The following is a 14,326-nucleotide window of genomic DNA, read 5'->3' as shown; positions in this document are numbered from 1 at the left end:
CTCAGCGAAGGATCGATGCACCACTTCCAGGGACTTGACCAGCCACTGAATCGCCCTACGGCTGCGGTGCGCCGAGCTTCTCACTGATCACTGCGGACTCCGACTTAAGTGTGTCGACGAGGTCGAGCTTCGCGCGCCTATCGACTCGCGTAGACGGGCCGGCAACGGTGAGGGCAGCGTGCACGGATCCGGTGTGGTCCCTGATCGGGACCGAGACACTAGATAGCCCGATCTCCTGCTCCTGGGAGCAGAGGGCGAAGCCCTCGCGGCGCACGAGTTCCAGCTCGCTGAGGATCTCCCGCCGGTCGACATGGGTACAGGGCGTGCTGCGCTCGAGCGGGCCGTCCAGGATCCGATCGATGACGATCGGGTCCTGCCCCGCGAGGAGCACCTTCCCCGAGGCGTTCGTGTGCAGCGGCGACCGCCGTCCCACGTTCGCGATCATCGAGAACGTTTCCGCGGACTGGCCGCGGTCGAGGTAGAGCACGGCATCGTCTTCGAGGATCGCCAGGAGCGTCGCCTCGCCGGTCCGCGCCGCCAGACTGTCCAGGTGCGAGCGCGCAATACGACTGACGTCGACGCCGCGCAGAGCCGCGGTCCCGAGCTCGTAGATCCCCCAGGTCAGCGAGTATCGGGCGTCGGAGCCCTTACGGACGAGGCCCTCGATCTCGAGGGTCTTGAGCAGGTTGTATACGGCCGGCTTGCTCAGCCCGGCCTCGCGGGCCAGATCGCTCAGGGCGCTCGGCTCAGCCGCTCGGCCGATCTCCTTGAGGAGACGCACGGCCCGCGTCACGGACTGGACGGTGCGCGGCGATGAGGCTGCGCTGGCGGCGGTCTCTGTGGTGGCCATCGATCTCATCTCCTCGTCGTCTCCCGTTCGTCCCCTTCAGTTCAGCGCTTCCCGGATCGTCCGCGAAGCGGAGCGGAGCCGGTTGACCACGCGGGTCGCCGGGACCTTACGCAGGAACTCGGTCGGAACCGCCACGGCCAGCGCCGCCCGCATCGTCCCCCGGCGGTCGAAGACTGGGACCGCGAGGCTCGATAACAGAGGCTCGTGCTCTCCCCAGCAGGTAGCGAAACCGTGCGACTTCACCCGCGCGAGCTCTCTGCGCAGCGCGCCCGGCTCAGTGAGAGTGGAGGACGTGCTCCGGGTGAGCGGCTCCGCCAACACGTGCGACAGGACCTTTGACGACTGGTGGGCAAGGAGGACTTTTCCCGATGCCGTGGCGTGCCACGGCGAACGATGGCCGATCGTCGCGACAGTGTCGAACGACCAGTCCTGCTGTTCGCGACCAACATACAGGACGTGCTTCCGGTTGGCGACTGAGAGTAGTGCTGCACCGCGCGTCGCACCGGCCAGGTCGCTGAGCACGGACCGCGCGCCCGCCTCCAGGGCGCGCGGCTCCTCGACCTGCGCGGCGAGCTCGAGAGCACCCCAGCCGACGCGGTAGTGCCCGCACTCGTCGCGCCGGACGAGGCCCTCGGAGACGAGACTGTTGAGGAGTCCATACACGGAGGGCTTGCTGAGGCTTACGCGGCGGGACAGATCGCTCAGCGTCCTCGCCTCGGCGGACCCTGCCAGGATCCTCACTAGTTCGATGGCATGAGACACCGACCGCACGGTCCTCGGCGCGTACTTCGCAGCGTACCCGTCGTCGGCGGTGCTGACAGCGGCAGTACTCACGACCCCTCCTCCGTTAGCTGTTCGCTAACACTATTCGCTGATACTCGTTACCTGCAAGGGCTGATCAGAATAGCCTTCAAGGAGATCCCATGCTGCCCCGACTCAGAGGGGGTGGCGCCCCACACGACACAACGAAGCGAGGCACACAGCAGTGAGCGAACTGGCACTTGACCGAGGCCGTGCGGCCGACCGCGCCGGGAGCGGGGTCTTCGGAGCCGCTTACAGCACTGCCCGGCACCAGGTGCGCCGCCTGGTCAACGAGTACCCCCGGGCTTTCCCTACCTTCACCAGTTCGGGGCGGTGGGATTTCGAGGAGGACCCGTGGGCCCCGACATGGTCGGCCGGGTTCCTCACCGGCATGCTATGGATGTTCTCCGACAGCGACGGCACGGGGTGGTGGCGGGAGCGAGCCGAAGAGTACAGCGGCCTGCTGGAGCCTCGCAAGCACGACACGGGCACCCATGACATCGGCTTCCTGTTCACCCCCAGCTGGGGCCGCTGGCACCAACGTTTCCCGGACGATCGCACCCGCGACGTCCTCATCACCGCCGGCCGGACGATGGCCCAGCGCTACAACCCTCGTGGCCGCTACCTCAGCACCTGGGTCGCCCCCGGGAGCACCTTCATCGACGTCATGATGAACATCGAGGTGATCTTCCAGGCCGCGCAGCTCAGCGGAGATGCCGAGCTCGCGGATATCGCCCACGCACACGCCCGCACTTCTCGCCGGTTCCTCGTTCGCGGCGACGGGACCAGCGTGCACGAGGGGTGGTTCGACCCCGACACCGGCGTGTTCGAGCGCACGGCGACGCATCAGGGGTACCGCGCCGACTCCAGCTGGGTGCGAGGGCATTCCTGGGCCATCTACGGCTTCACCGACGCCTTCGTCTGGACAGGTGACCCGGACATGCTCGACACCGCGCGTCTCCTCGCTGACACCTACATAGACCGCACGGGAGACGCTCTCGTTCCCCCGAACGACTGGGAGGACCCGCAGCCCCCGCTGCCGCACGAGTCCTCCGCCGGCGCGATCGCCGCGGCCGCCCTGCTCCGCCTCGGCGACGCCGACCCGGCGAACACGGAGCGATACCGCCGCTACGCGCTCCGCCTGCTCGCGGCGCTCTGCGGGCCCGAATTCCTCGCCTCGCCGGGATCGGGCTGGGAGGGCGTGCTGAAGCACGGCACCTATCACTACAACAACGGCGTGGGTGTTGACGAGAGCGTCATGTGGGGCGACCACTACTTCGTCGAGGCTCTCCACCACGTTATCCACGGAGGCAGGCAGCGATGACCGGCTCCAAGACACCCACCGCGGCGCATAATGCGCAGGGAAGGACACCGACGATGCAGTTCCTCACAGCCGACGAAGCAGTGTCGCTAGTCCCCGACGCCGCGACTGTGCTCGTCGACGGCTCGGGCGGCGGGGTGAACGAGCCCGCCACCGTCCTCGCCGCCCTCGAGCGGCGGTTCCTCGAGACCGCGGCTCCCCGCGACCTCACCGTGCTGCACGTCTCCGGCATGGGATCCGGCAACGCCGATGGCATCGACCACCTCGCCCACGAGGGCCTGACCCGAAAGGTGATCGGCGGGCACTGGGCATGGTCGCGCAGGATGCAAGAGCTCGCGGTCGACGAGAAAATCCAGGCCTACTGCCTCCCGCAGGGGACGCTGTCCCACCTACTGCGCGAGATCGCCGGCGGCCGCCCGGGCCCTCTGTCCCAAGTGGGCCTGGGCACATCCGTGGACCCGCGGCTGGACGGCGGCAGGCTGAACCGCTCCGCCGTCGACCCGGTCAACCAGATCGTCGAGCTCGGTGGGAAGGAATGGATCCACACCCCATCGTTCCCGATCGACGTCGCCATTGTCCGTGGGACCACAGCGGACGAGCGCGGGAACATATCTATGGAGGGCGAGGGCCTTCTCGCGGAGACCCTCGCCGCCGCGCAGGCCGCGAAGGCCTCCGGAGGCCTCGTCATAGTCCAGGTCCGCACCCGAGTCCCGTACGGTGAGATCGCCGCCGACACGGTGCGGATCCCCGGGGTCCTGGTAGACGCGATCATCGTCGACCCGCAGCAGCGCCTCTCGCACGCGACCGACCGGGACGCGCTGCTCGAGGGCCGCGAGCGGGCAGAGGCGATCGAGATCCCCCCGATCCCGTTCACGGTGCGCAAGGTGATCGCCCGCCGCGCAGCGCAGCAGGTCAGGGCCCAGGAGATCGTCAACCTCGGCTTCGGGATGCCCGACGGCGTCGCCGCGGTCCTGGCCGAGGCCAGACTGGACCAGGAAGTGACTTTCACCGTCGAGCAGGGCCACGTCGGCGGCGTCCCTGCAGGCGGCTCCGACTTCGGCCTGACCCGCAACCACCAGTCCTCCATCGACGCCGGCGCGCAGTTCGACTGGTACGACGGCGGCGGCCTGGACCTCGCGGTCCTGAGCTTCGCTCAGGTCGACGCGGCGGGGAACGTCAACGTCAGCCGCTTCGGCCGCCGCCTGGCCGGGATCGGCGGCTTCGTCAACATCTCCCAGGGCGCGAAGCGCGTCGTGTTCGTCGGCACCTTCGAGGCCGGCGCTCCCCCGCGGCTGGACGGGAAGGGGGCGATCGAGATCGACGGCGGCGGGACCCGCAAGTTCGTCGCGGAAGTCGAACAGATCAGCTTCTCCGGAGCCCTCGCCGCCGAACAGGGCAAGGACGTGCTCTACGTCAGCGAGCGGGCCGTCTTCGCCCTCTCACCCGAAGGCCTTGTCCTCACCGAGGTGGCCCCCGGGCTCGACGCGGAGCGCGACGTCATCGCCCGCATGGGCTTCCGACCTGTCATCTCGCCCGACTTGTGCGAGATGGACCCCGCCATCTTCACCGACGGATCGTTCCCGCTACGGCTGCCGGCGACCGAGCAGAAGGAGAACGCACGATGACCGTCGCCCTCGCCGAGCACGCAGACGGGGTGCTGGTCGCCTCGATCGACCGCGCTGCCAAGGGCAACGCCCTGGACACGCCCACGATCGACGCCCTGGGCGAGCTCGCAGCGCGCCTGCACGAAAACCCCTCGCAGACCCGCGTCCTTATCATCACCGGCTCCGGGCACCGCGCGTTCTCCGCCGGCGCGGACATCAGCACCCTGCGCGGCCTCACCGCCGACCAGGCACGCCGCCAGATGACCCACGGCCAGGACGTCTTCGATCGCATCGAGGAACTCCCCCTGGTCACTGTCGCGGCCCTCAACGGCGTCGCGCTCGGCGGCGGGCTCGAGCTCGCCATGGCCTGCGACCTCCGCACCGCCTCCCGCGCCGCCCGCCTGGGTCAGCCCGAGATCACGCTGGCCAACATCCCCGGCTGGGGCGGCACCCAGCGCCTCCCCCGCCTCATCGGCCGCGGGCGCGCCCTGCAGATGATCCTCACCGGCGATCCGATCGACGCCGAGGCTGCCCTCGCCTGCGGCCTGGTCAACGCCGTCGGGGACGACGCCCTGGCCGAGGCCCTCGCCCTGGCCAGTCGGATCACCCGCCATGCTCCTGGAGCCGTCGCCGCCGCCAAGGACGCCGTCCGTACCGGAGAGCTCTCCGGGATCCAGTGCGGACTGCGCCGCGAGGCCGAGCTCGTCGGCCAGCGCTGCAGCTCGCCCGAGCAGCGCGAGGCCGTCGAAGCATTCCTGAACCGCAAGAAGTCCTCCGTACGAAAGGCAGACCCGTCATGAGCCGCAGTTTCTCCTCCCCGCCCCGTCTGATCATGGGCGAGGATGCCCTCGAGACCGCCGCCACGCAGCTCCCCTCGTTGGGCACGAAGGTCCTCATCGTCACCGACCCCGGCATCGTCGCCGCCGGCATCCACGATCAGGTGCACGCCATCCTCACCGACAGCGGCCTGCCGATCGACACGTTCTCCGAGGTCGTGGGCAACCCTGACATCGCGACCGTCGAGAAGGCCGACGCCGCCCGCGCGGCTGCCGGTTCCGACATCGTCGTCGCCATCGGCGGCGGGTCCAGCATCGACGTCGCAAAGTCCGTGGCCGTGATCGCCACCAACGGCGGCCGTATTGGCGACTACGAGGGAGTGGACCGCTTCTCCACCCCGCCGCTGCCGGTCTTGGTGGTCCCCACCACGGTCGGATCCGGCTCCGAAGTCACCAAGGGCGCGGTCATTACCGACCCTGACACCCACGTCAAGATGGTCATCGTCTCCGACCTCATGTTCGCCAGGATCGCGATCCTGGACCCGCGGGTCGTTGCCGGGCTCCCCGGACGGATCGCCGCGACCACGGGCATGGATGCCCTCACCCACGCGATCGAGGCCTATGTCGCCAAGGGCGCGAACCCCGTCACCGACGCCATCAACCTCGGCGCGATCGAGATCATCGGCCAGAACCTCGTCCCCGCCTCCCAGGGCGACCCGGAGGCGCTCTACCAGATGCTCGTGGCCTCATCCATGGCGGGCATCGGGTTCCACGACGCCGGACTCGGAGCCGTCCACGCCCTGGCCAACACGCTCGGCGGTCATTTCGGCATCCACCACGGCACCGCGAATGCGCTGTTCCTCCCCTACGTCATGGACTTCAACCTCCCCGCCGCCCCGGAACGCTTCGCCCGCATCGCGCAGGCACTCGGCGAGGACGTCGCCGGCCTCTCGGCGGAGGACGCCGCGCGCCGGGCCTCCGAGCGCGTCCACCGCCTCGCCGAGGAGACCGCCGTTCCCCGCACTCTGACCGAGCTCGACATCCCCGAAGACGCGATCCCGGCGCTGGCCGCGGACGCCCTCGGACAGGCCGACCTGCCCGGCAACCCGCGTGAGGCGTCCTTGCAGGACCTCACCGACCTCTACCGCCGCGCCCTGTGAAGGAGACCACTGACATGAACGCCACCCACACCACCCCTGCCACTGGCCCGCGAATCATCGGTCACGTCATCGACGGCGTCGAGGCGGCCTCCGCAGGGCGGACCATCGACCGCCGCGCCCCCGGAACCGACGAGGTCGTCAGCCAGGTCATGGCCGCCGACGCTGCGGAGGTCGGCTCTGCCGTCGCCGCCGCCCGCCGCGCCTTCGACGAGGGACCATGGCCGCGGACCACGGTCGCCGAGCGCGCGGCGTTCCTCCACCGCGTCGCCGACCTCATTGACGACCACGCCGAGGAGCTCGCCCGCCTCGACGCCGAGGAGGTCGGCAAGCCCCTGACCACCGCCCGGGGCGACATCGGCGGAGCTGCCGGCCTCTGGCGCTACGCCGCGGCGCTCGCGATGACGATGAAGGGCCAGACCTTCACCGAGGGCGGCCCCGACCACACCGGCCTCGTACTGCGCGAGCCAATCGGCGTCGTCGCCCTCATCGTCCCGTGGAACTTCCCCGCGCTGATCCTCAGCCAGAAGCTCCCCTTCGCCCTGGCCGCCGGCTGCACCGCGATCGTGAAGCCCTCGGAGTTCACCAGCTCCAGCGCGAGCCTGATCTTCGGCCTGATCGCCGAGGCCGGACTGCCCGCGGGTGTGGCCAACCTCGTCACCGGAGACGGCCGCGCCGGGGCGCTGCTGTCCGAGTCGCCCGCCGTGGACCTCGTCTCCTTCACCGGCTCGACTGCTACCGGGCGCAAGGTCGTCCAGGCCTCGTCCGGGAACCTCAAGAAGCTCTCCCTCGAGCTCGGCGGGAAGGCGGCGCAGCTCGTCTTCGCCGACGCCGACCTCGAGGACGCCGCCGCGGCCGTCGCACACGGAGCTACGTTCAACAACGGCGAATGCTGTGTGGGACAGCCCCGTCTCCTGGTCGAGGACCAGGTCGCCGACGACTTCCTCGCCGAGGTTGTCCGACGCATGGAACGGATCCGCGTGGGCCAGCCGCTGGACCCGCAGACCCAACTCGGCGCGCTGATTCACGCCGACCACCTCGCGAAGGTCCGCGGCTACGTCGAGGACGCCGCCGAGCATGACGGAACAGTGCTCACCGGCGCAGCGCCCCTCACCGATCACGCGCTGAGCGCCGGACAGTTCATGGCCCCGGCCGTCGTCGAGCTGACCAGGGCTGATGTCCCGCTCTTCACCGAGGAGGTCTTCGGGCCCGTGCTCGGGGCCCTGCGCTTCTCCACCCGGGAGGAGGCGATCTCGCTCGCGAACGGCGTCGAGTACGGCCTGTCCAACACCATCTGGTCCAAGAACACCGACACCGTGCTGGACACCGCGAAGGCCCTGCGCAGCGGGACCGTCTACGTCAACACCACCATCGACGCTCCTCCGCAAATGCCGTTCGGCGGGTACAAGGCCAGCGGCGTCGGCCGCGAAATGGGCGAGGCCGGCTTCGAGGAGTTCACGGAGCTGAAGAGCATCAGCATCCGTACGGGCAAGCGGACCGGGGCCTTCCCCGTCTGAGCTCATCACCCGCGACGATCCCGCGCCTGCCCCAGACATTACCCACTCAACCCGAGGACTCCCCGTGGTCTACCGACTCCCTCTGCCTGAACTCACCGCGTCCACTCGCCTCATCACCGTCTTGCGCGGGAACCATGCCACCCAGTACTTCGACGTCATCGAGGCCCTCATCTCGGCCGGCGTGCGCAGCATGGAGCTGACGCTCACCACCCCCGATACCCTCGCGTCGCTCTCTTCGCTCGTGCACGAGTTCGGCTCGAGCGCCGACATCGGCGTCGGGACGGTGACCACGGTCGGCCAGGCGATCCGGGCCTGCCGGAGCGGTGCGTCCTACATCGTCACCCCCGTCACAGACCCCGAGCTGATCCGCATCTCGACCGACAACGGCGTCGCGATCGTCCCCGGAGGCCTGACCCCGACCGAGCTGCACAGCAGCTGGAACCACGGCGCAAGCGCGGTGAAGGTGTTCCCCGCACGCGTCGTCGGCCACGCCTACACCAAGGACCTCCGCGGACCGTTCCCGGAGATGCGGGTCATCCCCTCCGGCGGCGTCGATCTGGACGGTGCCCGGGCATGGCTCGACGCCGGCGCCGACGCCGTATCGGTCGGAGGCCCCATACTGGAAGATGCCTTCGACGGCGGCGATCTCGGACAGCTCGCTGCTCGTGCTAAGCGGTTCGTCGAGGTCTGTGGTGCGGGAGGCGGGGCATGAGGCCGGCCCGCGCTGTCACCTTCGGCGAGACCATGGTGCTCCTGCGATCCATCTCCGTGGGATCTCTCGCGCACCTTCCCAGCATGGAGATAGGCGTCGGAGGGGCCGAGAGCAACGTCGCGATCGGACTGAGCCGACTCGGCGTCGCCTCCGCCTGGGTGACGCGGGTCGGCGACGACGAGCTTGGAGAGCGGATACTGCGCGAAGTCCGCGCGGAGGACGTCGACGTCGTCGGAGTCACCGACCCGGCCCGGCCGACAGATGATGATCAAGTCCCACGCCACCACGGGCACGACCGCGGTGAGCTACTACCGCGCCGGTTCTGCAGCTTCCGCGCTCGATCCCGCAGATATCCCGGCCGGGATGATCGAGAACGCCGAACTGCTCCACCTCACTGGCATCACCCCGCTGCTGTCGAGCTCTGCGCGACGCACCGTCCTCCACACGATCCAGCGAGCCCGCACGGCCGGCACGATCGTCAGCTTCGACGTCAATCACCGCACGGCCCTGGCCACCAGCGCCGACGCCGCGCCGGTCTTCGCAGAGATCGCCGCGCGGTCGGACATCGTCTTCGGCGGGGAGGCCGAGCTCGCCCTCGTGGTAGAGGGCCTCGGGAGCTCGCCCGACGTCGTCGCTCCCTCGTCGGCGGAGGATCTGCTGCGCGCTCTCGCCGAGGCAGGCGTCTCTGAGGGCGTATGCAAGCGCGGCGAGCACGGCGCGTTGGCACTCATCGAGCGGGCACTCGCCTCGTCGCCCGCGCACCGGGTTCCAGTGCTCGACACTGTCGGGGCCGGGGACGCCTTCGTCGCCGGCTACCTCAGCGCCCGGCTGGATGGGCTGGATGTCCAGGCGCGCCTTGACCGAGCGAACGCCTGCGGAGCCCATGCGTGCATGAGCCCAGGCGACTGGGAGGGCGCACCGCGCCTCCGCGACATCGCAGCGCTGTCCGAGCCCGAGGCCGACCCCGTGCGCCGCTGACTGGGGCCGGATCGACCCGATCCGCAGTCAACACGATATGGATCCGGGCCCGTCCCGCGGCTACGGTTGACCATCGCGTCCAGCGCGAACGCGACGCCGTCCTCATCGTTCGAGGTCGTTACCGCATCGACTTCCCGAGCAACGTCGGCCGCCGCGTTCCCCATCGCCACGGCGTACCCCGAGGCGCGCAGCAGCGACACGTCGTTGCGTCCGTCCCCGATCGCTGCGACACGCTCCATCCCGATCCTCAGCAGGCCGGCCGCCTCGACCACAGCCTGCGCCTTGTCTACGCCTGGGGCGTCACCTCGATGTAGGTGGGGTTGGACGTGGCGACGTTCAGATCGTCGTCTAGTTCGGAAACGACGACAGGCGCATCAGCCCCGTCGTGGGCGATCAGCAGCAGCTTGACGGGATCGGGGCACTCGGCAACTCGGTCGACGACGGTCGGAGCGATCCCGAGAATCCCCGTCTCCCTCTCGACGGCCTCGGTCATCCGATCCACGTACCACTCCTGACCCGCGTACCAATTCGTCGCCAGGCCCCGGCCGCCCGCGATCGCCGCAGCGCGAAGCGCGGACTCGCGAGGGAGCGGCGTCGCGCGGAGCTATCGGACTGCCCCGCCCGAGGCCGATGCGATCAGCGCCCCCCCTGGCAGGCGACGAACAGATCACCCGACGTCAGGCCCAGGACCCTCAACGAAGGAAGGATCCCGGCCAGCGGGCGCGAGCTGGCGAGCACCACCGCGACCCCCGCGGCGCGGGCTCGGCCGACCGCGGCGATGACCGCCGGAGACAGGCTGTGGTCGGAGCGCAGGAGCGTCCCGTCTATGTCGACGGCGACGAGGGGCGACCTGCAGACAGGGGGCGGTGTGAGTACCAAGTTCCGACCGTACGGAGCCCGGGTCTGCAGTCGCTACCATCCCATCAAAGCGTTCGGCTCTCGCTAACAGTTCACCGGTAAACTCACTCAGCAACTGAAGTGGCGACCACCACATGTTAGGTGATAGTTACCACATGATGCCCATCACAATCAGTCCGCTTAACCTGAATGGAACACGGGCGCGTCAGGAGCACGACGAAGTGACGACGCCCAACAGCCGCAGCGACGCGCCGAGGAGCGCTGGAGCACAGCTCCTACCCCGATCGGACCCGCATCCGAGACCGGTACGCCGCACAGCTATGCACCGACCACAACCCGGAGATGACCCGTGAACTCTGACACCCATCGCAGCGCCGCATCGCAACCTGCTACCCCAGCCCGGTCCGAGCCGTCGCCGCGCGCTCTCAAGACCCGCGTCCTGGTTCTCGCGATTGCCGGAGCCCTTGGCGGTTTCCTCTTCGGCTACGACTCCTCGGTCATCAACGGGGCTGTCAACGCGATCGAGGGCGAATTCGTCCTGCGTCCCGCGATCACGGGCTTCGCCGTCGCGAGCGCACTCCTGGGATGCGTCGTGGGCGCCTACTTCGCCGGTCAGCTCTCCAACCGGTGGGGTCGCATCCCCGTGATGCTCCTCGGATCCGCCCTCTTCTTCGTCTCGGCCATCGGATCCGGCCTCGTGTTCGGGGTCTGGGACCTCATCTTTTGGCGCGTCGTCGGCGGACTCGGAATCGGCATCGCATCCGTCACCGCTCCCGCTTACATCGCGGAGATCGCGCCGCGCAAGATCCGTGGCCGCCTCGCTTCTCTGCAGCAGCTGGCCATCACCGTCGGCATCTTTGCAGCGCTCCTGACCAACGCGTTCCTCGCCGACATCGCAGCCGGCGCGGCGCAAGAGTTGTGGCTCGGCCTCGCCGCCTGGCGATGGATGTTCATGGCCGAGGCACTCCCAGCAGTGTTGTATGGGGTCGTCGCGCTGCTGATCCCGGAGTCCCCGCGGTACCTCATGCTCAAAGGAGACGAGGCGAAGGCCCGAGCCGTGCTGTCCAGAATGGTCACTCCTGAGGAGATGGACCGGGAACTGCGCGACATCCGTGAGGCGCTGGTCCACGAAGAAGTAGCGCGCACCAGCACGCTCCGAGGCAGCGCGCTCGGGCTTAAGCCGATCGTGTGGATCGGCATCGCCGCCGGCATGCTCCAGCAATTCCTCGGGATCAACGCGATCTTCTACTACTCCACGACCCTCTGGCAGTCGGTCGGCTTCACGGAGTCGGACTCATTCCGAATCTCCGTGCTCACCGGGCTCATCAACATCGCCGTCACGTTCATCGCAATCGCACTCATCGACAGGATCGGCAGGCGCAAGCTCCTGCTCATCGGATCCGTGGGCATGCTGCTGACGCTCGGGACGATGGCGATCGCGTTCTCCCAGTCCATCGAGATCGCCGGAGCGCCGTCCCTGCCCGGCGCCTGGGGCCCGGTCGCGCTCGTCGCGGCGAACCTCTACGTCGTGTGCTTCGGCGCGACATGGGGCCCGGTGCTCTGGGTCCTTCTCGGCGAGATCTTCCCCAACAAGCTCCGCGCGAAGGCCATGGGAGTTGCCGCCGGGATGCACTGGATCGCCAACTTCCTCGTCAGCACCTCGTTCCCCGTCGTCGCGGGGATATCTCTTGGACTAGCCTACGGGATCTTCACCTTTTTCGCAGCCGTGTCGATCGCTTTCGTCTGGCTCTTCCTCCCCGAGACGAACGGGCTCTCCCTCGAGGAGGCGGACACCCTCCTCCCCGCGACCCGGACTTCCGAGCGGTTCCGTCGCCGGGTCTGATCCGACACGCCAGAACCTCGGACCCCTCCTCCTCCAACACTGAAAGCGAATTCGACGACGACGTCTGACGCCACGACTCCTCCACAGGGCGGGCCACCGCGCTCGGCCACAACGGCCTCCCCCTCCCCGGAGGTTTCGGCCCCGTCCGCCAGAGACCTCCGCCGAGCCCGCTGGGCAGGGTTCGTGGGAACCTTCCTCGAGAACTTCGACAGGGTCGTCTACAGCACGGCCTCCGGGCTCATCTTCAACCGCGCGTTCTTCCCGAACTCGACCCGGCCGTGGCTACATCTCGAGTTTCGCGGCGTTCGCGATCGGATTCGGCGCGCCCGCTGGGCGGACTGTTCTTCGGGGACCGGCTCGGCCGCAGGTTCGTCATGGTCACCAGGCTCTACCTCATGGGGATGGCCACGTTCGCGATGGGGCTGCTGTTCACCTACGAGCAGGTGGGCCTGCTCGCCCCGCTGCTGCTGGTCGCGTGCCGATTCCTGCAGGCTTCGTGGCCGGTGCGGAGATGGCGAGCGCAGTCGTGCTGCTGACCGAATTCGCACCTGCCGGCCGTCGAGGACGCACTGCTTCTATGGTCTGGATCGGCGCAGCGTTTGGTTTCGTCACCGCCGCGCTGGTCTGGATGCTGGTCCAGAGCATGAAGTCTCCCGAGGCCCTCCAGGACTGGGGCTGGGGGCTCACCTTCCTCTCCAGCATCCTGGTCAACGTCGCGGCCCACATCATCCGGCGCACAATGAAAGAATCGCCGGTGTTCAAGGAGGTCAATGAGGAGGCGCGCGAGCAAGCCGCGACGCCCTTGCGCGGAGTACTCCGAACCGGGCGCAGACCGCTGCTCCCCGGCCGGCTGATCAACATCGGCTCCAACGGACTGACCCCCGAGGGCGCGCGCTTATTCGGCGACCCGTCGCCTGCGGTTCTTGCCCGGTGTCAGTTGACTAGTCGCCTGGTCGAGCATGGTCGCGAGCCGCGCGGCTGGATCGGTCTGTTCGTCGCCTGCTTCGAGACGTTCGTAGTAGGGGCTGGTAAGAACGTCGTCGGCCACGTTCTCGGGGAGCGGTCCGACATCGAGTAGCGCGGGCCCAGCGGTGAATCTGTGCTTCGCGGGCGAGCACGCCGTACTCGACCAGCAGCGTGGGCAGTGAGGGCGTGACGGTCTACCTTGAGTGCGAGGGTTTCGGTGGCAGACAGGTCGGCGACGCTGCGGGCGAGCACCTCGGCGAGCCGGTCGGTCAGAGTCATCGACTCGGGCTGGTCGAGATGCGGATCGACCTCATGAGGGTCGGGCATGATCACGTAGGCGTGGCTGCAGCGTTCGCCGCGCGTCAACGCTACGTAGAACAACTCCCGCGACGAGGCGTCCAATGGAAAGTGCACCTAGCGGCGAACAGTTCGATTGCGTGTAATAGCGGGTGCTAATGGGGGGCTAGAGGGGCTCTGTCAGCTGATGACAAATGCTACCGACGAGAGAGCGGTCATGAAATCGAGTCTGCCTCGGATGAGAAGTCTCCGTGCCGCGCGAATGCTAGGAGCATATTCGCGATCGTGTTGGGCATAGGGGGTTCCTCGCAGGTGCTCAACTGAGCGCCAGCGCGGTGCATCTCGTCCACCATCGCGGCCAGAGCAGTGATCGTGGGTCCCAGGCGGGCGTGGTCGGTGGTGAGGACGATGTCGATATCGTGGGCGCGAAGCCGCTCGATGAGCATGGCCAGTCCTGAGCGCGCGTGACCGTCGTCGTGTGCTGTGCCGACCACCTGGTAATGGTGTTGTTCGGCGACTGTCTTGCACTGCTCATACTGCCGGTGTCGTTGTGCTGGGTTGGGTTCTGCATTGCGGGTGTAGATGAAGGCCCTCATGTGTGGGCACCAGCTATCAAGCCGAGCTGCTCCACAGTTCCGGCGTCGTT

General features: G+C 68.4%; 15 protein-coding genes and 2 pseudogenes. 11 read left to right on the top strand and 6 right to left on the bottom strand.

Translation table 11 applies throughout. The features are described 5' to 3' along the window. Positions 1 to 55: 55 nt before the first annotated feature. The gene (locus VS93_RS12835; RefSeq protein ID WP_046470180.1) at positions 56 to 850 is read right to left on the bottom strand and encodes an IclR family transcriptional regulator; all 795 of its coding nucleotides are present in this window, start codon (positions 848 to 850) and stop codon (positions 56 to 58) included. A gap of 36 nt (positions 851 to 886) precedes the next feature. Continuing rightward, complete coding sequence (locus tag VS93_RS12830; RefSeq protein WP_046470179.1) at positions 887 to 1,684, bottom strand: IclR family transcriptional regulator; 798 nt, start codon at positions 1,682 to 1,684, stop codon at positions 887 to 889. Between the two features lie 151 nt (positions 1,685 to 1,835). Here VS93_RS12830 and VS93_RS12825 point away from each other — a divergent pair, with 151 nt between their 5' ends. The 8 genes and pseudogenes from VS93_RS12825 (at position 1,836) to VS93_RS12795 (ending at position 9,716) form a co-directional block, all read left to right on the top strand. Next, entirely contained in the window at positions 1,836 to 2,975 is a 1,140-nt protein-coding gene (locus VS93_RS12825) for a glycoside hydrolase family 88 protein (RefSeq protein WP_082126848.1), read from the top strand. 53 nt (positions 2,976 to 3,028) lie between these two features. Continuing rightward, positions 3,029 to 4,597, top strand: coding sequence for an acyl CoA:acetate/3-ketoacid CoA transferase (locus tag VS93_RS12820; protein WP_046470178.1), 1,569 nt, complete (start codon positions 3,029 to 3,031; stop codon positions 4,595 to 4,597). Beyond that, positions 4,594 to 5,376, top strand: a complete 783-nt coding sequence (locus VS93_RS12815) for an enoyl-CoA hydratase/isomerase family protein (RefSeq protein WP_046470177.1) — start codon at positions 4,594 to 4,596, stop codon at positions 5,374 to 5,376. Before VS93_RS12820 ends, VS93_RS12815 begins: the two co-directional genes overlap by 4 nt. Further along, positions 5,373 to 6,512: an iron-containing alcohol dehydrogenase gene (locus VS93_RS12810; protein ID WP_046470176.1), complete on the top strand. Its 1,140-nt coding sequence runs from the start codon at positions 5,373 to 5,375 to the stop codon at positions 6,510 to 6,512. The genes VS93_RS12815 and VS93_RS12810 overlap by 4 nt, the downstream gene beginning before the upstream one ends. Before the next feature lie 14 nt (positions 6,513 to 6,526). After that, the gene (locus VS93_RS12805) at positions 6,527 to 8,026 is read left to right on the top strand and encodes an aldehyde dehydrogenase family protein (protein WP_046470175.1); all 1,500 of its coding nucleotides are present in this window, start codon (positions 6,527 to 6,529) and stop codon (positions 8,024 to 8,026) included. A 64-nt stretch (positions 8,027 to 8,090) separates the two neighbouring features. Further along, on the top strand, positions 8,091 to 8,738 hold the full coding sequence (locus VS93_RS12800; protein WP_046470174.1) for a bifunctional 4-hydroxy-2-oxoglutarate aldolase/2-dehydro-3-deoxy-phosphogluconate aldolase: 648 nt from the start codon (positions 8,091 to 8,093) through the stop codon (positions 8,736 to 8,738). Then, positions 8,735 to 8,968 (top strand): annotated as a pseudogene (locus VS93_RS33390) (PfkB family carbohydrate kinase); the annotation flags it as partial. The gene VS93_RS12800 and the pseudogene VS93_RS33390, both read left to right, overlap by 4 nt. A gap of 31 nt (positions 8,969 to 8,999) precedes the next feature. Further along, complete coding sequence (locus VS93_RS12795) at positions 9,000 to 9,716, top strand: sugar kinase (protein ID WP_201776628.1); 717 nt, start codon at positions 9,000 to 9,002, stop codon at positions 9,714 to 9,716. A gap of 140 nt (positions 9,717 to 9,856) precedes the next feature. Here the strand turns inward: VS93_RS12795 and VS93_RS33385 are convergent. The 3 genes and pseudogenes from VS93_RS33385 to VS93_RS12785 all read right to left on the bottom strand — a co-directional run. After that, positions 9,857 to 9,955, bottom strand: a pseudogene (locus tag VS93_RS33385) (HAD hydrolase family protein); the annotation flags it as partial. A gap of 47 nt (positions 9,956 to 10,002) precedes the next feature. After that, positions 10,003 to 10,218 (bottom strand): hypothetical protein, encoded by a 216-nt coding sequence (locus tag VS93_RS12790; protein ID WP_156184809.1) that lies wholly within the window; start codon positions 10,216 to 10,218, stop codon positions 10,003 to 10,005. A gap of 134 nt (positions 10,219 to 10,352) precedes the next feature. Continuing rightward, positions 10,353 to 10,595: an HAD hydrolase family protein gene (locus tag VS93_RS12785; protein WP_046470172.1), complete on the bottom strand. Its 243-nt coding sequence runs from the start codon at positions 10,593 to 10,595 to the stop codon at positions 10,353 to 10,355. A 328-nt stretch (positions 10,596 to 10,923) separates the two neighbouring features. On the opposite strand from VS93_RS12785, the gene VS93_RS12780 reads away from it, so the two are divergent. From VS93_RS12780 to VS93_RS26975, 3 genes are all read left to right on the top strand, one after another. Then, positions 10,924 to 12,417 (top strand): sugar porter family MFS transporter, encoded by a 1,494-nt coding sequence (locus VS93_RS12780; protein WP_082126846.1) that lies wholly within the window; start codon positions 10,924 to 10,926, stop codon positions 12,415 to 12,417. 278 nt (positions 12,418 to 12,695) lie between these two features. Next, a complete protein-coding gene (locus VS93_RS29145) occupies positions 12,696 to 12,953 on the top strand; it encodes a hypothetical protein (RefSeq protein ID WP_156184808.1) in 258 nt (85 codons plus the stop codon). Next, complete coding sequence (locus VS93_RS26975; protein WP_162231678.1) at positions 12,944 to 13,495, top strand: MFS transporter; 552 nt, start codon at positions 12,944 to 12,946, stop codon at positions 13,493 to 13,495. The genes VS93_RS29145 and VS93_RS26975 overlap by 10 nt, the downstream gene beginning before the upstream one ends. 400 nt (positions 13,496 to 13,895) lie before the next feature. Here the strand turns inward: VS93_RS26975 and VS93_RS28110 are convergent, their stop codons facing one another. Next, on the bottom strand, positions 13,896 to 14,276 hold the full coding sequence (locus VS93_RS28110; protein ID WP_082126845.1) for a recombinase family protein: 381 nt from the start codon (positions 14,274 to 14,276) through the stop codon (positions 13,896 to 13,898). Between the last annotated feature and the right edge of the window lie 50 nt (positions 14,277 to 14,326).

It is taken from the genome of Allosalinactinospora lopnorensis, assembly GCF_000981225.1.
Lineage (GTDB): Bacteria > Actinomycetota > Actinomycetes > Streptosporangiales > Streptosporangiaceae > Allosalinactinospora > Allosalinactinospora lopnorensis.
Note: the sequence above shows the minus strand (reverse complement) of the source record. Positions and strands in the feature narration are given on the sequence as shown.